Here is a 218-nt window from a genome sequence, read left to right on the forward strand (position 1 = left end):
TGTACGTCCACTCACCGTCCGCATCGATACTGAAGGTGCCGTAGTTGCCATCTTGAACATCGGTCTGCGCGGTAAACACCGCTTCGTCTAAATCTGGATCGTCAACATTGAGGTTGCCGCCGGTCGTTAGCGTCACGTCTTCTTGCACTTCGCCTTTATCATCACCCGGAACACTTGGGGTGATAACCGCCGCGTCGTCTGAGCCCGTGATGGTCACG

At 55.5% G+C, this 218-nt stretch carries 1 protein-coding gene; it reads right to left on the bottom strand.

Annotated elements, in window-relative coordinates; genetic code table 11:
* A partial coding sequence (locus BCT49_RS05010; protein ID WP_431355059.1) for a VCBS domain-containing protein occupies positions 1-217 on the bottom strand: 217 nt, incomplete at its 3' end.
* Between the last annotated feature and the right edge of the window lies 1 nt (position 218).

It is taken from the genome of Vibrio lentus (assembly GCF_002875945.1).
Classification (GTDB): domain Bacteria; phylum Pseudomonadota; class Gammaproteobacteria; order Enterobacterales; family Vibrionaceae; genus Vibrio; species Vibrio apostichopi.